Raw genomic sequence first — 18446 nt, forward strand, 5'->3', positions numbered from 1 at the left:
CAAGCTACGGACGATGCGGGACCATTCCCCTTCTCGCCGATCCGGTTCCGATTAGCAACCGGATAAACCAGCGAGCAATTAAGCAGGATATCGGTATAAATTTGGCCAATAACAATAAATGCGTCCCATTTTACCAAAAATTTTTTGCCATAAATACTTTTAATAACGCTCCAACCTTCATCATCTTTTCGCCACTATATTATTGACCGGTCACGCAAGGAGGTTTCGAATGAGCGCTCATTCTACCATCGATTTTACGGAAACGATCAAACAATACGCGAAGTCTATCTTCGGTTTTGCTTTAAACCGGCTTGGAAACCGCCAGGAAGCGGAGGATCTCGCACAAGACATTTTGCTGCAGCTGTTGAAATCCTTGAACGCCGGTGTGGAAATTCGCCAGATGGACGCTTATGTGTGGACCGTCGCTCGCTACACCTGGGTTCATTGGATAAAGAAACATTCGGGACTGCCTCAGTATGTCGAAATCAACGGCATGACCGAAATGCTTTCGGAGGAAGGCCCGGGGCCGCTGCAGCAGCTACTTAACAGCGAAACTTACCGTACGGTACGCCGAGAGCTCACTTTTTTGTCCGGCTTGCAGCGGCGTATTATGGTCATGCATTATTACGACGGCATGAAGCAGCTGGACATCGCGCACAAGCTCAACATCCCGCTTGGCACCGTGAAATGGCATCTTCATGATGCGAGAAACGAAATTAAGAAAGGAATGGAACGCATGCTTTCAAGCGAAAATTTAAGCGTTAGCCCGATTCAACTGACCCATATGGGACACAGCGGCCGACCGGGAAAGCTCGGGGATACATGGCATTTCCTCAAACGCAGCTTGACTCAAAATATCGTGTACGCCATGTACTATAAGCCGATGACCGTTAACGAACTGGCTGTAGAGCTCGGCACGCCCGCTCATTTTATCGAAGACGAGGTTTCGTATCTCGCGGAGTACGGGTTCATTACCGAAGCGGGAGCCAAAAAATACAGGACGGACTTCATCATCCGTGATCATACCCGCGAGCAGCTGCAAAGCACGCACGAGCTGTATAAGGAATGCGCCGCTCAAATTGCCGACCTGCACTTTGACGCGATGATGGATGTTCAGAAACAGATCGAGCAATCCGGTATTTTTTACCCGGAGAACGACTATAACTTCCTGCTCTGGACGCTGCTTCCCAAAAATATCGAGGAGCAAGGAAATCGATTCGGCCGATTGGGGCCGCACGCCGATAAAGTCGTGCCGCTAAGGAAAGACGGAGGCAAATACATTGCATTTGCCGAGCTGCAAAAGGAGCCGTTCACCGATCTTGGTTTCAATCCTGAGCATTACCGCAGAAACGGGCCTATGGACCGCAGCGCCGGAGGAAACTTGTCTATATGGAGGTTCGATACGTTCTGGAGCGACCGGGATGGGGGCTGGCAAAACTTCACTTACAAAGAAGTAGAGTTATGTTACCGCTTCTGGAAAGGTGATCTGCCGGAAAATGAAGCTCATGCGGAGGATTACGCGCTGCTGCTTTCCAAGCAATATCTTCTTAAAACTGCCGACGGGTATCGGTTTAACGCCGTTATGGTCGACAATCCCGAAACGATGCGGCACATCCATACCGTCATTCCCGACTTGTCCCAAGCCTACGCCTCTGCGATTACAACACTGTACGAGCAAGTGCTTCGAATTGCCACACAAGGCCAGCCGAAGCATCTGGAACCGCAAATCGCCTACACGACGTGGCTCAACACCGCAGGCGGGTCGCTCATTCCTTATGTATTAAAGTATCTGCTGGACAAACGGAAACTGCACGAACCGCTGCCGGAACAAAGGAAAACGGTTACGATGCTGATGGGATTACTTAAATAGTCGGTCTGGTTCAAATGATACGTTACAATAGTATAATGCTCGTAAAAAAGTGACGCAGCGTCCGTCCATAGCGGGCGACTGCGTTTTCTCAACTTCAAGGCCGTACAGGTTCGCCCGCCGAACCTGACGTCAATGCGAATTTCAGCGCACGCGAATCCCGGGATTGAGCCGCGGAATTACCATGTGCAGTCCCACGAAACGATATGATTTCCGACTGCACTCCGCTCATAATGACAATAAAAAAATCCTGAGCAGCCGCAAGACCGTCAGGATTGATTTCCGTTCCGCACTTTGCGACTAGCGACGGCGCAACCGTTTGAACTGGTAATACAGGAAGCAGCCGACGCAAAAGCCGCAAATCGCCACGAACGCCGCAAGCGCGACCATCCCGGCGAACACATAGCCGAGCCAACCGTCCGGATTCGCCCAAAAGCACAAAATCGATATCGTCAGCAGGATGACCGCGATCGCGTTATTAAACCGCTGGAGCTCGCTGGATTCGGTCTGCGCTCCCGCAATGCGGCTCTGCAGCAGCGGGGCGGCTAGCTGGACAATCAGATTGCCGCGGATCCCCTGCCAAAGCCCAAGCACTTGAATCGCCCACAGCACAACAAGGATAACCGGCTGCTGCAAAATGATCGCCAGCAGGATCAAAAGCACCATGCCGGCCTGATTGGCGCGAACATATGGAATCGGAATTTCTTTCATTGCAAATCCCCCTCGTTTCCCATCGGTAATTTAGGAATTTGTTGGCTCCAGCACCAGTTGCCCGGTGCTGCGGTCATGCAGCAATAGCCGGCCTTCCACGGCACGGCCCTGGTCGTCTTGGAGCTGCATCTGCATCGTACGGCCGTGCTTGAGCAGGAAGCTCACGTCCGCATCGTTCAACGACGCGCCGAAGCTGTCCTTCCAGACGACAAAGCCGCACCCGGCTTTGTACTCGCTGCAGCCGTAGCCACGCCGGCCGCGAATAATATGCCCGCGGCAGCCCGCGCGCGGACACGGCCCGATCGGCGCGAGCGCTATCGCCGCGCCGGTCGTCTCACCCGCGCGCGCCGCTGGCGCCGGGTTTGCTGCCACGGCCGCCGGCTCCGCTTGGCGGCCTTTTGCCGCTGCGCTGCTGCCGGAGGCGCCGCGCTTCGTCTTGGCGGCGCCCGGCGCAGCCGCTTCACGGCCGGCTGCGCCCCCGCCGCTGTCCGGCGCGGATTTCGCGGCCGCGCCGGCGCGTTTGCGGCGAGGCGCGGGGGCCGTCTCGCCCTCGAACGCCTGCTTCGCTACGCGTGCCTGCCCCCGCACCTTTTCAACGATCAAGGCGGCGAACTTCTTGACGTTTTGCATGAACGTCTCGTCCGAGGCCGAACCGCGCGCAATTTCGTTGAGCCGCCGCTCCCAGTGCCCAGTCATCTCAGGCGAGGTGAGCAGCTCAACCCCGGCGCCGCGGATCAGTTCGACCGCGGTGCGGCCCTTCTGCGTAATCGCGATCCGCTTGCCCTGCATGATGACGTAGCCGACCTGCTTCAGCCGCTCGATGACGGAAGCGCGGGTCGCCGGCGTGCCAAGCCCCGAATCTTTCATCGCATCGCGAAGCTCCTCATCCTCGATCTGCTTGCCGGCGCTTTCCATGGCTTTCAGCAGCGTACCTTCGGTATACGCCTTCGGAGGCTGCGTTTCCTTCTCCTTCGCGGCGCTTTCCTTACAGAGTACCTGCTGCTGCGGGTCAAGCGAGAAAGGCGTGCTGATTTCCTCCTCCGCCGCCTCCTCGCCGTCGTCCGCATCCTTGTCCGTCTTCGCGCCGCGGCTTTTCGCCGGCTTCTCCTTCTTCTGGTCGGTATAGATGACCTTCCATCCGGGAGCGAGCAGCTGCTTCACCGTGCTTTTGAACCGCTCTCCCTCCGCCTCCGTCAACACCGTGTGCACTTTGTAGGAAGCCGCCGGGTAAAAATGCGATAAAAACCGACGCACAATCAAGTCATACAGCTTTTGTTCGTCGGGAGGCAACGTACCGGGCATTTTATGCGTCGGCAAAATCGCATGGTGATCTTCCACTTTCCCCGGGTTGCAAACCGCTTTGTTATTTTTATGCACAAGCTTCCGGTCCGCATCCTGCACGAGCGGGGCATAGCTTGTTCGGGCCAGTTGATCGAGCGTCCGGTGCATCTCGGGAATATTTTGTTCCGTTACGTAATTCGAGTTAGTCCGCGGATAGCTGATCGCCTTGTGCTTCTCATATAGCGCCTGGGCGAGATCCAGCGTCTTTTTGGCGGAAAACCCGAACTTCGCATTCGCCTCCCGCTGCAGCAGCGTCAGGTCGTACAACTTGAACGGATATTCTTTCGTATCCTTCACCTCATACGATTCGATCCGTCCTGTTTTACCCCGTACCTTATCCGCAAGCGCGGCAGCCTTCTCGCCGTCGGTCAACTTGTCTCCTTGCCACAAACCGCGGTAAGCGGTCTCCCCCTGCTCGAACCAAGCCTCCACCTCATAAAACTTATTTGAAGTAAAGGCTTCGATCTCTTTTTGCCGGTCATACAGCAGCGCCAGCACCGGCGTTTGCACACGGCCGACCGACAGCAGCTCGTTATGTTTGGTAGTAAACGCGCGCGAGCCGTTCATGCCGATAAGCCAGTCCGCTTCGCTGCGGGCTTTGGCCGCCCGGGTCAAATTATCGAACTCCGAGCCTTCCTTCAGCTCCGCAAATCCTTTGCGAATCGTTTCCGGCGTCAAGTCGGAAATCCACAGCCGTTTCACGGGATGCTTCAGCCTCAAATGCCGCTGAATCAGCGAAAAAATATGCTGCCCCTCCCGCCCGGCATCGCAAGCATTGACGAGTGCCGCGCTGCGTTTGGACAGCTCGGCGATCACTTTCAGTTGATCCTTCGTCTTCGGGTTCGGCACGAGCTTGAACTGCTCGGGTACGATCGGCAGATCGTTGAAATTCCATCGCTTATACCGATCATCGTAAGCATCCGGCTCGGCGAGTCCGATCAAATGCCCGATCGCCCAAGTAATGATGTACGATTCGCCTTCGATATAAGTGCGATGATTTTTGGCTTTCGGGTCGATCGCCGCGGCTATGTTGCGGCCCATGTCCGGTTTTTCCGCGATAATCAATGTCTTCATCGTATCAATCTCTCTCCTGTTTCAAAACGCGATATTCCGTCCGCAACGTATAAGCGTTACTGATATTATAACATATCGCCGTTTTCGTCCACACGAAATTTCCCGAAGGCGTGCAAACGGAGATCCCTTCAATGATATGACTTTATACCGGCGAACTCTGTTGATGGAGATAGAAAGCATCGTTTTTCGGACAATGAGCATGCTTTGTTTGCTAAGGAAGTTCCTCGTATTCAATAACTTTGGCATACGCCATCCCGCAGCAAAGCCGATGTATATACAGTGACCATAGGTCATCTCGTCTCATAGAAAGCTCGACCCTACGGCATCAGCAGCTTATCGACCGAAGCGGAAAAATCTTCCCATGACGATGAATAGCTTATATTCATCCCCCAGCCGGCTTTTCTGAGCTTTTCGGCGAGCTGCAACAGCTTTTCCTGCTCACGCGCATTCAGCGGCTGCGCAGGATACAAATCCCCATTACCGCGGTACCGGTCCAGGAAGTTTTGCAAATCGTACATTTTATTTGTGACGTCTTGGGGAAAAGCAATAATTTGCTTCGACAGCTTGAGCACTTGATCAATTCCTTCAAGTGCATCATCTAATTTTTCATAAGCATACGTGCCGTCTTCCCAGTTATGCGTGCCGGCTAAGCTGATATACCCCTCCAACTGAACGAGGTTGCCTTGAATGGAAACGAATGCAATTCGGGACGCCGTATCGGTCAATTTCCGATTTTGCGCAACAATCCATGACACTAATACAATGATTAGAACGCAAAAGATCGGCAATAGGAATTTCATAACTCGGCTCATTTCATCAATTCCAATCGGTTTAAATCTCAAACCTTTCCGCATCCAAAATGCTTCCACTTGCTTGATATGATGCTCGTCATGATGAATGAACACATCTACGAACGTCATGAATGTAAATGGCTCGTCGTCGATCGTAAATTGAACAATTCGTCATATTTCTCCTGCAACTGAATCAGCAGTTCTTGACGAGTTGCAATAACATCATCGATCAAACATACCACAAAAAACCACTAGATATAAACATACGTTCCATTATGACTGTGAGGAACACAGAAAACCTTCCCCATCTGGAAGTAATCTCGATGGGGAAGGTTTTTCGATAAACAATCTTGTCGAACGCCTTTGACGCGACAGGCCGGCTTTCCACGTTATATTGAAATCTAGGCTGCCTAAGCACCGTAGAAGGTTGACCGCTCTCCCTACTCCTTTAAAGATCCAACCATGGCGCCCTTGACGAAATACTTTTGAAGGAACGGGTACACGATCAAAATCGGCGCGGTAGCGAAAAGCGTAATGCCAGCCTTCAGCATTTCCGGAGTCAGTAGGCCGGCCAATTCAGTCGTGTTGGCCACATTACTGGCTTGTTCCTCGACGATCAGGTTGCGCAGAAGCACCTGCAACGGAAGCAGGTCTTTGCTGCGGATGAAGATCAGCGCGCTGAAATACGAATTCCACTGGCCAACCGCATGAAATAGCGCGACCGTGGCGACAACCGGCGCCGACAGCGGGAGCGCGATTCGTGAGAATACGCCGAGCTCGCTGCAACCGTCGATTTTCCCGGCGTCGAACATTTCGCTCGAGATCCCTTGGAAGAACGTCTTCATAATAATGACGTTGAAGGCATTTAAGGCTCCGGGAATCATGAGCGCCCATAGCGTGTTTTCCATGCCGAGCCCGCGTACGACCAGGTAGTTCGGGATGAGCGGGGCTGAGAAAACGAAGGTGACGATGATGCCTCGCAGCACCCACCTCCGACCTCTCATTTTCGGACGCGATAACGAATACGCCAGCGTCGAGGTGAAAGCGAGACAAATGAGCGTACCCAAAACCGTAATGTAGACGCTCACGCCCAAAGACTTCCATATGTTGCCCATCGCAAAAATCGTACGGTAAACTTCGACGTTAAAGCCTTTCGGCCAAAATGCAACGAGCTTCGCGTTTGCATAAACCGGAGCGCTGAGCGACACGGCGGCCAGATGCACGATCGGGGCAATCATCGTCAAACAGAGCACCACGAACATCGCGCCGTTCACCAGCGGAAACAAACGGAGTTTTTTTTGTACCGGCAAAGGCAATGCCTCCTTCCCGTAGTTCGGCTGCCGAGACGGCGCCGGTCAGTATATGCTCTCCCCTGTTGTTTTTCGGCTCAGCGTGTTCAGTCCGACCACAAGCAGCAGGCCTACCAGCGACTTGAAGATGCCGATCGCCGTCGTCAGGCTGAACTGAGCTCCCAGCAAACCGACGCGATATACATACGTGTCGATGACTTCCCCGACATCGCGGACGAGCGGATTCAGTAAGATCAGCACCTGCTCGACGTTGGAGTCGAGCACATGGCCAACCCGCAGCAGGAATAGGACGACGATTGCCGGCAGCAGCGACGGAAGTGTAATCGACCACATTTGACGGAACCGTCCGGCTCCGTCCACCATGGCTGCCTCGTACAGATTCGGGTTGATGCCCGACAGCGCAGCCAAATAGATGATCATGCCCCAGCCCATCTCCTTCCAGATCCCGATCGAAACGAGAATGCTGCGGAAATATTCCGGTTGCGTCAAATAATCTTTCGCCGGCAGCCCAAACCAACCGGATATCGTGTTCAGAAAGCCGTCAATCGTCAGCAGATTGATGAAAAGGCTTCCGACGATAACCCAGGACAAAAAGTGCGGAAGATAAAGCAGCGTCTGCACCGACCGCTTGAACCATATCCTGCGTATTTCGTTCAGGAGCAAAGCCAGCACTAGCGGTGCCGGGAAGCCGAACAGGATCGAATACAGGCTGATGAGCAGCGTATTGATCAAAATGTGATAAAACTCCGCATACGTAAACATGCTGGCGAAATGCCGGAATCCGACCCAGGGACTATCGGCAATCCCGGAAAATATGCTGTAATCCTGAAAAGCGATTACGTTTCCGAGCATCGGAACGTATTTGAATACGACAAAATGCAGGATGCCCGGAAGCGCAATTAGCCATAGCAGAAGCGAATCATCAGATGTAAGTCTCTTAAGCATATTCACACCCTCCGTGATTAGCCCTCAGACTCGAATGCGTCAACTGAACAACCGCTCGGTCGGCGCGTCCGATTCCGAAATTATTTTTTGTGGAAATTGTTATACCAGTCGGTTGCTTCCTTGATGGCGGCGTCGCCACCCCGGCGCTTCCATTCGGCCACAAATTTGTCGAATGCGGAATCGACATCCTCTTTGCCGAGAATCGTTTTCGCGAACATGTCGAGGAACAGCGTCCCTGCAGTACCGGTTCCGGGCGCCAGTTCAGGATGGGTTTTCAAGCTTTCCAGTGTCGGCATGTGAAGCGCATCGTTTTTGATCACATTTCCCGCCGCTGTCTTGATGCCCTCCTTGATTGCCCCCGAATTTGGAATGACATCCAGAAGCTTCGGCAGCATCCTTCCGTCTCCGCGCGGATTGATCGACAGCTGATAGAATACGGAAGCGTCGTTATCCTTGTTGGCAGGGTCGGTCAAATTCCATATCGGTTTGTTGTTTTCCATCTTGTAATTGTAATCCTTGATTCCGAGCGCGAAGAATTGCTCCGCTTCGTCCGACCAAGCCCAGTTGAGAAACTTGATGACGTCCTCGGCATTTTTATTTTTCGCCGGTACCACCCAAACAAAGTAGATCTGATCCGATTGTGGTGAAATCCCTTTGCCCTTCGGCCCTTCCGCCGCGCTGACCATCGACACCTTGGCGTTTTTTTCATTGACGTAATACTCGGGGAGCCCCCAGTTGGAATTGTAGTTCGTTACATCATGGACCCACATGCCTCCCTTCCCCTGCTTGATGCCGGCTTCCCAATCCGCCGCTTTGTTCGTGAACAGGTTTGGGTTGATGTAGCCCTTATCGTATAAGCTTTTCCAAAACTTAAGGGCATCTTTGATTTCAGGCTGTATCATGCCCGGCTCCAGTTTGCCGTTCTTGAAATACCACGTCCCCGGCTCCGCACCGAATTCGGTGAAGAACAAATTGGAATAAATCAGATTCTCGCGGACATAAAATCCGTACTCGTCGTTCGGGTCGCCGTTGCCGTTCATGTCCTCTTTTTTGACGGCCTCAAAGAACTTCAAGAAATCGTCAACCGTTTTCGGCGCCTTCATGCCCAGCTTGTCCAGCCAATCCTGCCGGATGTACACGACGCGGGAAGCCGGAAGCGCTGACAGTGCCGGAATGCCGTAAATTTTGCCGTCCTTGCTTACCCTCGGGCTTTTCCACGCTTCTTCGGGAATTTTTTTCTTCAGGTTTTGTCCGTATTTTTCAATAAGAGGGGTTAAATCCTGAAAAACGCCTTTGTCGACCGCACCTGGATGCATCGTCGAATTGATGCTGTCGGTCCGAACCAGGTCGGGAAGATCACCGGACGCGAAGCGCACCGTCATCTGTTGGGTAAAATCGTTTCCGTGGCCCAAAAATTCAAATTTCAAGTTGTAACCGGACAGCTTGGACAGTTCCTTAATGTAGCGGTCGTCGTCCTTTACCTGCATCGCGTACTTGGCGTTGGAGTGCGAGAGCAGGATGTTCAAGTTTTTCGGCGCCCCGCTGCTTCCGGCAGCAGTCCCGCTCTCCTGCGGGCCTCCACAGCCAGCTACGACGACCGTTGTGAACAGCGATACGGCGAACAGGGAAGCAAAAGTCTTTTTCGTTCGGATCATCTTACATGCTCCTTCCGAATTTCGTCTAGGGAAGCACCCTTGCTAAGTATTATGGGAACGGTTAGACTTCCGCGCAATTGTCATTTCTTTGGATCGATAAGGATGAATAATGATAATCAAAATGACAAGTAAAGATAAATCCGCTTTTCTCCTTATGCCTGCCGTTTCTCCCTGCGATATTCGCCCGGAGGCAGGTTGTATCGCCGCTTGAACACCCGGTTGAAATTTTGTACGCTCGCATAACCGCTTCTCTCGGCGATATGCTTGATCGGCAAGTCAGTGTGCTCGAGCCATTCCCGCGCTTTGTTCATGCGCAGCTCCAACACGTATTCACTGAAATTGAAGCCGGATTCGTCCTTAAACAACTTGCTCAAATAAGAGACGGACAAGCCGAAACGGTCGGCCGCCTTCTGCAGTGACATCTCCTCGCTGATATGCTCCTGGACGTACCGAATCACCTCACTTACCGTTTTCGCCTGCTTGGAAACCGATTCCCGCTCAAGATGCGCTTTCACGGCCGGGAATAGGTCGCCAGCGAGCCACCGCTCCAGTTCGGGCAGCGTACGAAGGTCGTGCAGCTTACCGTAAAAATCGATCCCTATCGCTTCCTGGATGTCGCAACCGGTCTGTTGAAGCATGTAATCGAGCTCGCCAAGCATATATGCGAACAGTCCCATTGCGGTTTGTGGCCGAATCGGTGTCCTGGACAGCTCGGCGGCAATTTCGGCGAGCAGCTTCCGCGAATCGACCAGATTGCCGTGCAGCACGTGGTGCACGATCCGCTTCTGCCGCTCCACCGTTTGCCGGTTCAGCCGGAGCAGCGCTTCGTCGGCCTGCTCAGCGCCGATCGTAATATCTCCGCCTAGAATGAACCGGTGACCGAGAAGCGCCGCCGCCTCGTCATAGCCTTTGCCGATCTCGGTGAAGCCGGGAAGCGGACTGCCGATCGCCACGCTGACGGGAAAACGGAAATAAGACCTCACGCTCGCCCGGGCCTCGTCGGCGTACCGGCGCAGCAGCGCTTTCGCTTCCTCCCCTGCATCGTCCATGCCGATGAGCAGAATGATGCGGCCGGTCTTCGGCGTAAAGCCTAAGCAGAACGGAACAGTGCGGAATGTTTCCTCCATCAGCTTCGGAAGCGCATAATGGATGAGCGCTCGATCCTTCTCGCGATACATATGATGGAAGGCGGGAATATCGTCCGCCTCGGCGACAAGCACGAACACGTAGCTGCCTTTCAGATTGATTTGGGCGTATTCGGCAGCGAGCAGCAGCTCGCGCTCGGACATTTCGCCGCGCAGCAATTGTTGGAAGATGCCCTGGCGCAAATAAGGAAATTGCTCGTTCAACCGGTCGTTCAGCTGCCGGTTCGCATCGGCCAGCTGCTCGAGATAGGTGCCCAGCCTTGCCAGCCCGTCCCCAAGGCTTTTCTCATTCCGGCTGAGCGGCATGTGCCGATCGGTGAGGCGCCGGATCGGGTAATACATTCGCCTCGAGAGGGCCGCGGCGATGATCGACCAGCCGAGCAGCAGCACGCCGGCGATAATCCACGTGCTTAGCCGGATCCGATCGGACTGCGCCGTCAATTCCGACATCGGCGTCATAGCGATGTACGTCCAATCGTTCTGCGCGGACTTCTGCACCTGCACCTTGAAGCTCTTCCCGCCGATTTCGAGCGTTCGCATAAAATCGCCTGATTCCCTAGAGACGGCCGGAACCACTTCATTCAGGCTTCTGCCCATCTCGCCTTGCTTCGAGCTGAGAACGATCTTCCCTTTCTCGTCGGCGACGAGCACGCGGGTTCCACGCCCGTGTTCCGTCGAACCGACGAATCGGAGAATATCATCCGGGCTGACGTGAAGTACGAGCACCCCGTCGCCATAACCGGAATTGATCGGCACCGGACGGAACAGCAGTAAATCCGGCTGGTCATCAAACGTGTTTGCCGGGACGACGAACGATTCGTTCATGAGGGGCATCATTTTTTCGAGGATGGATACAAGCCGCATCTGCTCGATCTTGTCGGAGCTGTACTCGTTTGAATAGATGAAATTATTGAACCGCTTGTAAATGATCGACACGTTATACCGAATCGACGACGTGCTGCGGATGCGCCGAATCGTTTCATTCATTTCGAGCGACGCGTTCAGCTTATCGATTCCCGGCCCTTCCCGGACCGATTTCTCCACCGCAAGATTGGTGGCGATATAAATCGAGGCGATCTCCAAGTTTTTCGTTAACTGGCCCAGTTGCACCTGCATTTGGTTCAGCATGTACCGGTGGTTCTGGTCCACCACGTTCTGCATACTGCGCGAAGCGATGTAAGAGGAAAGCAGTCCGATGGTGAGTACCGGAAAAATGCTTAAACATAAAGAATAAAACAGCAGCTTTCGTTGAAACGTCATATTGGCGAATTTTCGCGTCCGCTTGATCTGCACGTCTCTCCCTCCCATTCGATGCAATCCTTCAAATCGTGAACAAAGCTTGGTCGCAGTTGTACTATACTTGTATTATAAATGTTCAAAGTTGGTGCGTATATAAAAATGTGCAGTGCGATATTTATATATTAACGCGTACTCGGTGATCCGCCTCCGATCAAAAAAAAGATACCGCACTAAACGGCGGTATCTTTTATTCGAAACAACGAGAGTGCTCTCCAATCGCTCCACAGCTTCACCGTCTCCCCGGACGTCCGGCTCTCCAGCTCCGCCAGCAGCCGCAGGATCGCTGCCGCAGCTTCCTTGCGCATGCCTTCCCCATCTCCTTACGACTCGCGTATACTCTGACTTTTAACCGATCGACGACTCCGCTCTTTACGGGATGCAGAACCGTACTCATCTTGACCATCTTTTCCGATTAATCGTAGGATTCCGTTGCAAATCAGCTTTTCAAGCGATGTATCGAACGGAGCGGGCAGACCGAAGTATCGCGCCGATTCTTTTGCCTCGTAGCCGCCTTCCGAAACCTGTCTTGCGGTAGGGATGTAACCGATCATTCCATTGCTGTAGGCAATCGGTAATATTCGTCCGCCGGACCGGTTTTTTACAAAATCCCCGTATTCCGTCACAACTTCGCCGTCTATTGCGAGGAAGGACAATCCGTCTGCGATATGGAGGACCGACAATTCCAATGGAACGAAATCACATAACCGGGACGGTTCATCAAGCAGCAGCGTGCTCCACTGTCCCATAATACCTTGTTTGTGTTTGAGCATCTCCAGCTCATCCCGATCCGGCATCGGTTGTAACGGCAGACGTACGGTATCGCTCCGCCATGCCAGCTCGAATGGAGCAAGCGGCTTCATCGGCCTGCCAAGCACGCGAAGCACCTCGTCCGAAAGCGCGCCGCCCAGCCGTTCCACGTCCTGATCGGAGCCTCTGTAAAAATCATCATCACGGACCAATGCAGGCCTGATGTCGCCGCAGCAGCCCTGCAAATAGGAAGCGATCGCACCGCCGGCCAAAGCCTCCTCCACCGTCTCCATCGCCACTCCCGGAAATTCCGATGATATCAAGTTATCTGCCGTCACGGTAGGATGGCACGTATAATGAAAGAAGACGCCTTTGGCTGCCCCGGCGTCGGTTTGAAAACGGATCACGGTTACTTCCGTATCCATTGGTCCGTCAGGATTCGGGGCCATCTTGATGACCCCCTCCACCCGCTTGCGGCGGTGCACCCCGATGCGGCATGCCCCGGCTCCCTTATGCACTCGAACGGATTCCAAATTGGATTGTGCCTCCGATACACCATCTAACACATTCAATTCCAACTGCTTCAAATAATCCCAATCCGGCTTCCCGAGCGACAAAGTAAACATGCCGGTCGTCTGCGGTCCCGAGTGCGTATGGGACGCATGCAAAATAACGGATGCAGGATCGAATCCCCACTTTTCCAACAAAATCCGTTTAAGCTTCCGGACGATTTCAGCTCCCCACCATATGAGATCCGCTTGAACGATAAGCGCCCTACGCACGCCGCCATCAGCAGGCTGTTCAAAAAACCATATTCGCGCATAGAGCCTTCTGCTTATCCCTTCAAAGCATCCTGTCCGGTGTGCAAAACCGGCGAGCGCAACCGGATACGCCGGGGTAATATCCACCTTCGCCGTTCCTAGACGAATGACTCTTCCCATGGTGTTTATTCCTCCAATTGGATTTCAATACCCTCGCGCGACGAATCGTATATCGCTTCGATCAGTTGTACGGCCCTTTTGCCATCTGTACCGGTCACCTCAGGCTCTCTTCCTTCCGAAAGGGCCGCAAGCAATTCCACTAGCTGCAGCTTATGATATTGCATCGATATACTGCGGGGATCGGAAGCTCCGCCCCCGCCGGTCGAGGTATCGGTCATTTCCGGCGGCTCCATATCGGGAACGGTCCAATGTGTGATCGCCGTTCCTTCCAATTTGATCGTACCTTTGTCTCCGTACAAATGAAGCGAAGGCGCAAAGCCCGGACGAATGCCGGTAGAGGACATGATCGTTCCAAAAGCGCCGTTGCGAAATCGGAGCATCGCAAGTCCCATATCTTCGGCTTCCATATCGTGGCATAGCGTCGCTGTTTTGCCGTAAACGGATTGAACCGGTCCGCCCAACCACAGCATCAAATCGATGGAATGAATGCCCTGATTCATCAACGCGCCGCCGTCCTCGGCAATTTTCCCGCGCCAAGCCGACGAATCGTAATATGCTTGGGAGCGGAAGTAAGGACAGGAAACTTCAACAAGCATCAGCTTGCCGATCTTCCCCTCCGAAACAACCCTTTTTACAAGCCTGTGCTGCGCTTCAAACCGTCTTTGGGATACGACGGAGAGGGTAACTCCCTTTTCTTTCGCAAGAAGGATCATGCGATCGGCTTGCTCCGTCGTCATTGCAATCGGCTTTTCCACAAAAAGATGCTTTCCTGCATTCAGAACATCCAGCGCGATGGAATAGTGGGATCCGCTGTCCGTGGTCAAACACACGATATCCGTTTCGGGATGCCGCAGCAGCTCCGAATAATCGGTTGTCCAAGCGCAGCATTCCCGTTCCCCGGTCTCGCGCGCCCGATCCTCTCTGCGGCTGGCGACGCCGGTAAGCTTGGCGTTATCCAACCCGCGAATCGCGTTCAAATGAAATTCGCTGACGGCCCCGCAGCCGATGACGGCAATCCCCCAACGTTTCATCGGCTCGTCACCTGCCTCAACAGTGAATCCGGCGTCATCTGCGTTCCGTCCATAGCGGTTCCGCTTTCGGGGATAAGGTATGTTTCAAGACGATTCAGAATCAACAAGTGGCCCTCCATTTAATGATCTATGTAACATACAACCGAGTTCTCATTCACGGAAGAATTCAGATTGCAAACGTTAAAGGCCTCAAGCGGTGTGAGAAATAGGGATTTTGAACCATGCGCCTGCATCCAAGTCATAAATGAAGCCGTTAGGTGGAAGCAGTTTGCTTCGCGCCGGTTTGCCGCCTTCGATCGCTAATTTTGCCATTGCCATCATCCTCGCCTTCTGTTTTGTTTGAGAAAATCACGAAACTTGTATCATACCTGTATGATAAATGAATACGATAACATTCGTCAAACATTTTCGTATGCCAATAACCTTTTAAAGCATAATTCTGCATATTTTTTCCCGTGTGATACATAATAACTTCGAAAAGGAGGTGTACAATGAAACACATTGTTAGACAACAAGTGGCGGAAGAAGCAGGAATCACGGAAGATCAAGCAGAAAAAGCTGTAGAAGCTCTGGTTGGCTATTTTAAAATGCGGTTACCCGAAGAAATCAACAGTGAAATTTACAACTCACTAATCGGTGAAGATAATACGGACTAACTCCCTTAAATGGGAGTTTTTTGATTGATAAGCTTTCAAACTTGATCATGGTCTGAAGCCTTATATAGTGTGAATATACATAGCAGCCTCCCGCGAATTCTAATGCACTACATCAAAACGATGATTGACCTGCGTATAACAAATGCTCCAACACCACGACTTGCTTCAAACCGATAGATTCGGCCACATGGATCGATGCCGCGTTATCGTGAACGACCTGATATCTCGGCACCAAGTTCCGCTCTAACAAGAAGTTGATCGCGCGGCTCACGACCTTTTTCGCATACCCGTTTCCGCGATGTTCCGCGCATGTGAATACGGTGCCAACTTCCCAAACGGGAGCGCAATTGCAAAAGATGATGCAGGTGCTGACAGGAACATTGCCATGGTACAGCGTAAACGATCGCGCTCCGTTGTAAAACATGCGGCTTAACTCTTGTTCGTTATAGCCGTTCTGACGCCAGAGCGGAAGCAGCCTTTCATTAAACGTTGCTTCTTCCATCACTTGTTCATCGTCCGCGATAGACAGCGGTTCCCCGCACGAATAAGTGATAAACGCACTGACGGAGCTGACTTGAAACTTGCTTTCGACTAAAGCTTTGTACAACGGATGCTGAACTTTGAAAACAAGCGGTTTGCTTTTGGGCAGTTGATCAAGAAGCTCGTTCAAGATCGGCGCATGCGAGCCGGAAACAAAAATAACCGATTCCGTGTCCGGATATTTGGCAAGATCGAACGCAGATCGTTTCGTATGCAGCGCCAGCAACATTCCCCATTCTCGTCCCCGTTCAATGACGCTGCAGGAAATCACCGGACCGTAGGTTTCCATCATTTTCAACAAACTGATATTTTCCAATAACTTGTTTCGCAGCAACCCTTCGACTTTATCGTTCATACGATCCTCCACAATTGGAACGCTTCTGATTTCAAGTAATATTTACCACTTTCATCCCACAAACGAACCAGAATATCAGTTTCATGTCAATACCGATATTACTTGGTTACCCTTACGCTTGAAATGCACTCATAAAAAAAGCTTGACATTGACACAACGTCATCCTTTACAATCACGATAATTGAAATCGGGAGGAGGAGATGAACATCACCATCAATGAAGTTGCCCGGCTTACCGGCGTCAGCGTCCGTTCGCTTCGCTATTACGAAAAAAAGAAACTGCTGATCCCCCTGCGAATGGGCAACGGATATCGACGGTACAACCAAGCGGATGTTGATCGCATTCAATTGATCCGCGTTTATTTGGGGCTTGGTCTCGGTACGGACGATATTGCCCGTTTCATGAATTGCGGGGACACCGGTCCCGACCTGACGGATCCGTCCGTATGCATTCATGACGCAACCGTACTTTACGAGAACAGGCTTAAAGAAGTTCGTCAGCAGATGGAGGTGCTGAAAGAGCAGGAAGAAAAGTTAGTGCAAACTTTGAATTGTTGGAATGAAATGCTGGATCGGCTAAATCAGGGCTTGCCCGTAGAGAGAAAGGAAGCATAGATAAATGATACCTGTGGAGAGAGATTCAAATACTGCTGCCCCATCCGCGGACATGAAGAAAGTCGTTCCATGGATTTATTACATCCTTTTTTTCGCCGTACTGAACGAGTCCGTGTTTAACGTATCCACTCCGAATATTGCAGAGCAATTCGGACTGGACGCTCCAGGCGTGAGCTGGGTCATCACGGTGTTCATCATCGTATTCGGCATGGGAGCGGTCATTTTCGGCAAGCTGTCGGACATCTTCAGCGTCAAAAAACTGATCACGATCGGCATCGTTCTTTACAGCGCCGGATCGATCATCGGCTTTGCATTTCAATCGTATTATCCCGCCATTATCATATCTCGGGCGATTCAAGGAGCAGGCGCATCCGCCATTCCGGCGCTTATTATGGTTATCGTCGCCCGATACTTTACAGCGAAAGAACGAGGCAACTTATTCGGCGTGATCACATCGACCATTTCCTTTGCCGTCGGGATCGGACCGGTGCTTGGCGGTTATATTGCCGGGACATTTCACTGGGCTTTTTTGTTTCTCGTTCCACTCCCCGTGCTGGTCGCTATTCCTTTTTTCCGGAAGCTGCTTCCGACTGAACAACGCGGTACGGGTACGCTCGATGTGATTGGGGCTGTGCTGATGGGCTTGACCGTGTCGACACTCGTGTTATTTACGACCGAGTCCAGTTGGGTGTACTTGCTCGTGGCCGTCGTTTCGCTCATCCTCTTCATCCTGCGTATCCGTATGGCGAGGGAGCCTTTCGTCGATCCGTCCCTCTTCACCAATCCGTTATACCGCAGCGGGCTTGTGATCGGTTTTCTTATTTTTAGTACGGTCATGGCGATGATGTTTGTCATTCCGCTGATGCTAAGCAAGATGTACGGATTATCGACGGAAAACATCGGCCTCGTCATGTTTCCGGGCGCTTTCAGCGCGGTTATTTTCGGCAAAGTCGCCGGCAAAATGACGGTCAAGAAAGGAAGCCACTTCGTCGTGTATCTCGGACTTGCGCTCATCGCGCTCAGTCTGCTGCTGCAATCGTCCTCTGTAGGACACTGGGTCTGGTACATCGGTGCAGCCCTCATTGTTATGTATGTCGGCTTTTCGTTCCTGCAAACCGCTTTAACGGAAAGCGTCGCGCAAATATTGCCTTCGGAACGAATCGGAGTCGGCATGGGCTTTTATAATATGACGTCCTTTATTTCCGGAGCTGTAGGAACCGCGTTGGTCGCCAAAGTCATGGAAAAGGCGCTGCTCGACTTCCCTCTGCATCCTTTCGTGATGGATTCGCATGCGTACTTGTACGGTAATCTCATCCTGTTCTTGAGCTGTATCGTCGTAGCAAGCGCACTTCTGTACTACGTCGCTTTTGGAAAAAAAGCGCCGCAGCCGGTGAAAGAGCCGGCTTGAGCGACCGAGCTTCGCG

The 18446-nt window shown here is 52.4% G+C and carries 16 protein-coding genes; 4 read left to right on the plus strand and 12 right to left on the minus strand.

The annotated features are described in order from the left end of the window. Positions 1-229: 229 nt before the first annotated feature. Positions 230-1870 carry an RNA polymerase sigma factor gene (locus ACFQI7_RS15600; protein WP_218097829.1) on the plus strand — a complete coding sequence of 547 codons (1641 nt, stop codon included), beginning with the start codon at positions 230-232 and terminating at the stop codon, positions 1868-1870. A gap of 297 nt (positions 1871-2167) precedes the next feature. Here the strand turns inward: ACFQI7_RS15600 and ACFQI7_RS15605 are convergent, their stop codons facing one another. The 11 genes from ACFQI7_RS15605 to ACFQI7_RS15655 all read right to left on the minus strand — a co-directional run bounded on the left by ACFQI7_RS15605 (position 2168) and on the right by ACFQI7_RS15655 (position 15169). Further along, positions 2168-2578 carry a DUF4395 domain-containing protein gene (locus tag ACFQI7_RS15605; protein WP_218097830.1) on the minus strand — a complete coding sequence of 137 codons (411 nt, stop codon included), beginning with the start codon at positions 2576-2578 and terminating at the stop codon, positions 2168-2170. A 30-nt stretch (positions 2579-2608) separates the two neighbouring features. Further along, positions 2609-4993, minus strand: coding sequence for a DNA topoisomerase 3 (locus tag ACFQI7_RS15610; RefSeq protein WP_218097831.1), 2385 nt, complete (start codon positions 4991-4993; stop codon positions 2609-2611). 317 nt (positions 4994-5310) lie between these two features. Then, positions 5311-5913: a hypothetical protein gene (locus tag ACFQI7_RS37920; protein ID WP_230414696.1), complete on the minus strand. Its 603-nt coding sequence runs from the start codon at positions 5911-5913 to the stop codon at positions 5311-5313. Positions 5914-6224: 311 nt separating this feature from the next. Next, positions 6225-7094 (minus strand): carbohydrate ABC transporter permease, encoded by an 870-nt coding sequence (locus ACFQI7_RS15620; RefSeq protein ID WP_230414698.1) that lies wholly within the window; start codon positions 7092-7094, stop codon positions 6225-6227. Positions 7095-7139: 45 nt separating this feature from the next. Further along, a complete protein-coding gene (locus ACFQI7_RS15625) occupies positions 7140-8039 on the minus strand; it encodes an ABC transporter permease (protein WP_218097833.1) in 900 nt (299 codons plus the stop codon). A gap of 80 nt (positions 8040-8119) precedes the next feature. Next, positions 8120-9694, minus strand: a complete 1575-nt coding sequence (locus ACFQI7_RS15630; protein ID WP_218097834.1) for an extracellular solute-binding protein — start codon at positions 9692-9694, stop codon at positions 8120-8122. Positions 9695-9846: 152 nt separating this feature from the next. Further along, on the minus strand, positions 9847-12132 hold the full coding sequence (locus ACFQI7_RS15635; RefSeq protein ID WP_218097835.1) for a helix-turn-helix domain-containing protein: 2286 nt from the start codon (positions 12130-12132) through the stop codon (positions 9847-9849). Between the two features lie 176 nt (positions 12133-12308). After that, positions 12309-12443, minus strand: coding sequence for a hypothetical protein (locus ACFQI7_RS15640; protein WP_268966812.1), 135 nt, complete (start codon positions 12441-12443; stop codon positions 12309-12311). Between the two features lie 15 nt (positions 12444-12458). Next, positions 12459-13826, minus strand: coding sequence for a neutral/alkaline non-lysosomal ceramidase N-terminal domain-containing protein (locus ACFQI7_RS15645; protein WP_218097836.1), 1368 nt, complete (start codon positions 13824-13826; stop codon positions 12459-12461). Positions 13827-13831: 5 nt separating this feature from the next. After that, positions 13832-14857: a Gfo/Idh/MocA family protein gene (locus ACFQI7_RS15650; RefSeq protein WP_218097837.1), complete on the minus strand. Its 1026-nt coding sequence runs from the start codon at positions 14855-14857 to the stop codon at positions 13832-13834. 189 nt (positions 14858-15046) lie between these two features. Beyond that, on the minus strand, positions 15047-15169 hold the full coding sequence (locus ACFQI7_RS15655) for a hypothetical protein (RefSeq protein ID WP_268966813.1): 123 nt from the start codon (positions 15167-15169) through the stop codon (positions 15047-15049). A 179-nt stretch (positions 15170-15348) separates the two neighbouring features. Between ACFQI7_RS15655 and ACFQI7_RS15660 the strand changes: the two genes are divergently transcribed. Further along, positions 15349-15513 (plus strand): hypothetical protein, encoded by a 165-nt coding sequence (locus ACFQI7_RS15660; protein WP_218097838.1) that lies wholly within the window; start codon positions 15349-15351, stop codon positions 15511-15513. A gap of 112 nt (positions 15514-15625) precedes the next feature. Here the strand turns inward: ACFQI7_RS15660 and ACFQI7_RS15665 are convergent, their stop codons facing one another. Then, complete coding sequence (locus ACFQI7_RS15665; RefSeq protein ID WP_218097839.1) at positions 15626-16408, minus strand: GNAT family N-acetyltransferase; 783 nt, start codon at positions 16406-16408, stop codon at positions 15626-15628. A gap of 200 nt (positions 16409-16608) precedes the next feature. On the opposite strand from ACFQI7_RS15665, the gene ACFQI7_RS15670 reads away from it, so the two are divergent. Beyond that, on the plus strand, positions 16609-17022 hold the full coding sequence (locus ACFQI7_RS15670) for a MerR family transcriptional regulator (protein ID WP_218097840.1): 414 nt from the start codon (positions 16609-16611) through the stop codon (positions 17020-17022). Positions 17023-17026: 4 nt separating this feature from the next. Then, positions 17027-18430, plus strand: coding sequence for an MFS transporter (locus ACFQI7_RS15675; protein ID WP_218097841.1), 1404 nt, complete (start codon positions 17027-17029; stop codon positions 18428-18430). Positions 18431-18446 lie beyond the last annotated feature (16 nt).

The organism is Paenibacillus allorhizosphaerae (assembly GCF_042659105.1).
GTDB lineage: Bacteria > Bacillota > Bacilli > Paenibacillales > NBRC-103111 > Paenibacillus_G > Paenibacillus_G allorhizosphaerae.